Genomic DNA, 2,804 nt, shown 5'->3' on the forward strand with positions numbered 1-2,804 from the left:
ATCAACTCCTCCGGCATCAGGTGCGCGGCCATCGATGCGACGTTGACGATCGCGGCCCCCTCGGGCGCCACGGCATAGAAGACCTCGTTGACGTTGAGGGTGCCGATGGCGTTGGTACGCATGACATAGGGCGCATCGCCCATGCTGGGGCTCACCCCGGCGGTATGGATCACCGCGGTGACGGGCCCGATGCCGCCGGCGACGTCGAACAGCGCGGCCACCGCCTCGCGGTCGGTGACGTCGCAGTGCACGCTCGTGACGTCGAAGTCTTTCAGCGCGGCCACCGTGGCGGCCAGCCGGTCTTGCCGGACATCGCAGAGCACGACCGGTTGGTCACGCCCGACGATCTTCGCGGTGGCCGAACCCATTCCGCCGCCGCCCCCGGTGATCACTGCGACCATCGCGCTAATCCCTTCCCGTCATGCCTGCGCCAGCCGCTGCTGCGCATAGCGGGCCGCCCACTCGGCCCGCGGCCGGATCGACACATCGACATCGGTGGCCGTCGCACGCAGCGCGCCTACCGTCGCCTGCTGTCGTGGGATGTGCGCGAAGGGATCCCAGCTGAAGAACCGGCAGGAGTTCTGCCAGGTGATCTTGTCGATGTCGGAGTCGTCGGCACCGGCGGCCTGAAGTTCGGCGAGCACCTGTTCGGGGGCGTCCGGCCAGAAGCAGTCCGAATGCGGGTAGTCGCACTCCCAGGCGATGGTGTCGATGCCGATCTCGTGGCGCAGCTTCAGCGAGGTCTTGTCGGTGACGTAGCAGGCCAAGGAATGCTCGCGAAACACCTCGGACGGCAGCTTGTCGCCGAAGTCGCGGCGCAGCCACTTCTGGTTGGTGTAGTGCCGGTCGCTGCGATCCAGATAGAACGGGATCCAGCCGATTCCGCCCTCGGAGAACGCGAACTTCAGATCCGGGTAGTTGCGCATCGCGGGTCCCCACAGCAGGTCCTGGGCGCACATCGCCGACACCTGGGTGGCCAGGATGATCATGTTGTCGATCGGCGCGTTGGGCGCCATGCTGATCGCCCCGAAGCCGGTGCCGATGTGCAGGCACATCACCACGTCGCACTCCGAAAGGGTGGTGAACACCGGCCCCCAGTAGTCGTCGTCGTTGTAGCTGGGCAGCCCCTCCAGGTGTGGCAGCTCGGGCATGGTGACCGCACGACAGCCCTTGGCCGCCACCCGGCGGATCTCGGCGCACATCGCCTCGGGGTTCCAGGTCGGCAGGATCGCGATCGGGATGAACCGGCCCGGGTAGGCCCCTGCCCACTCGTCGATATGCCAGTCGTTGTAGGCCGACACCATCACCAATGTGACGTTCTCCCGGGTCATGTTGAGGTGGCGCGCGGAGAATCCGGTGAAGGTCGGGAAACACATCGACGCCAGAATTCCGTTGCGGCTCATGTCCCGGACCCGCTCGTGCACGTCATAGACGCCGGGGCGCATCTCGGCGAAGCCCGCGGGATCGCGGCCCCACTCCTCGGCGGGCCACGACACCACGGCATTGAGTCCGCTGACCCCCTGCGGGCGCCCTTGGTACATCCACTGGTCGACGCCGTTGTCGCCGGTGACCACGATCGGCGCCTCGTCCCGGTATTTGGCCGGCACATGGCGCAGGAACATGTCGGGCGGCTCCACCACGTGGTCGTCGATGCTGACCAGGATCAAGTCGTCGATGTTCACAGCTCTACTAGTACCCTGGAAAATCGTGACCGTCTCCGCGCGTTCGGCCATAGATTTTGCAGAACCGGCCATCATCGATCTGCGCCGCGGGGGCCGTGCCCGGGCCGGCAGCTACCTCTACGAGGGACGGCACCTGGTGACCGGCTGGCACTCCCACGACATGCACCAGATCGAGTACGCCGTCGGCGGCGTGGTGGAAGTCGAGACCGCCGCGGCGCACTATCTGTTGCCGCCGCAGCAGGCGGCCTGGATTCCCGCCGGCCTTCGGCATCAGGCCGTCATGCGCGCGGAGGTACGCACTGTTGCGGTGATGTTCGACCCCGAACTGGTCGCGCATGCCGGCGACCGGGCCCGCATCCTGACCGTCTCGCCCCTGATCCGGGAGATGATGCTGCACTCGCTGCGCTGGCCCATCGAACGACTCGACGGCGACGGTGTCTCCGACGACTTCTTCCGCACCTTGGGACATCTGGTGTCCGCGGCGCTGGAGCATGAGGCGCCGCTGAGCCTGCCCACCTCGGATCATCCGATCGTCGGCGCGGCCATGGTCTACACCAAACAACACCTGGCCTCGGTGACCGCTGCCGAGGTCGCCCACGCGGTCGCGGTGTCCGAGCGGACCCTGCGGCGGCAGTTCGAAGCGGTGGTCGGCATGTCGTGGCGCACCTACCTGCTGCATGCCCGGATGTTGCAGGCCATGGCGCTGCTGGCGGCACCGGACCAGGGCGTGCAGCAGACCGCCGCGGCGGTCGGTTTCGAAAGCCTGTCGGCGTTCACCCGGGCGTTCACCCGATTCGCCGGCGAGGCCCCGTCGGCTTACCGCCGCAAAATCACGGCGGCGTGACCGGCGGCTACTTCGCCGGCGAGTAGTTCGGCTTGCCCAGGCCCAGGACGTACTGGGCGATCATGTTGCGGAACACCTCCAGGGTGCCGCCGTAGATCCCGACCAGCGGCGCGAACCGGAACACGTACTCCGCAGCCCCGCCGTCGATGGCGCCGTCGGTGTCAATCGGCAGCGCCGACGCGCTTCCGAGCAGGTCCATCAGCTCCGGCGACACATCGCGCATGGCCTGCGCCAGCGCCACCCGCCCGAATATCGAGGGCGCCGACAGGGATGCCTCC

General features: G+C 67.5%; 3 protein-coding genes and 1 pseudogene. 1 reads left to right on the top strand and 3 read right to left on the bottom strand.

The window, feature by feature from the left end; genetic code table 11:
- Together LI92_RS20795 and LI92_RS20800 are read right to left on the bottom strand one after the other, a co-directional pair.
- Positions 1 to 401: SDR family NAD(P)-dependent oxidoreductase (locus LI92_RS20795; RefSeq protein WP_046322279.1), on the bottom strand; the 401-nt coding region annotated here is incomplete at its 3' end.
- Between the two features lie 18 nt (positions 402 to 419).
- The gene (locus tag LI92_RS20800) at positions 420 to 1,682 is read right to left on the bottom strand and encodes an amidohydrolase family protein (protein ID WP_152665577.1); all 1,263 of its coding nucleotides are present in this window, start codon (positions 1,680 to 1,682) and stop codon (positions 420 to 422) included.
- A 25-nt stretch (positions 1,683 to 1,707) separates the two neighbouring features.
- On the opposite strand from LI92_RS20800, the gene LI92_RS20805 reads away from it, so the two are divergent.
- The gene (locus LI92_RS20805; protein WP_046322282.1) at positions 1,708 to 2,526 is read left to right on the top strand and encodes an AraC family transcriptional regulator; all 819 of its coding nucleotides are present in this window, start codon (positions 1,708 to 1,710) and stop codon (positions 2,524 to 2,526) included.
- Positions 2,527 to 2,533: 7 nt separating this feature from the next.
- Here LI92_RS20805 and LI92_RS20810 read toward each other — a convergent pair.
- A pseudogene (locus LI92_RS20810) lies at positions 2,534 to 2,804 on the bottom strand (acyl-CoA dehydrogenase family protein); the annotation flags it as partial.

It is taken from the genome of Mycobacterium sp. UM_Kg1 (assembly GCF_000972925.1).
GTDB lineage: Bacteria > Actinomycetota > Actinomycetes > Mycobacteriales > Mycobacteriaceae > Mycobacterium > Mycobacterium hiberniae.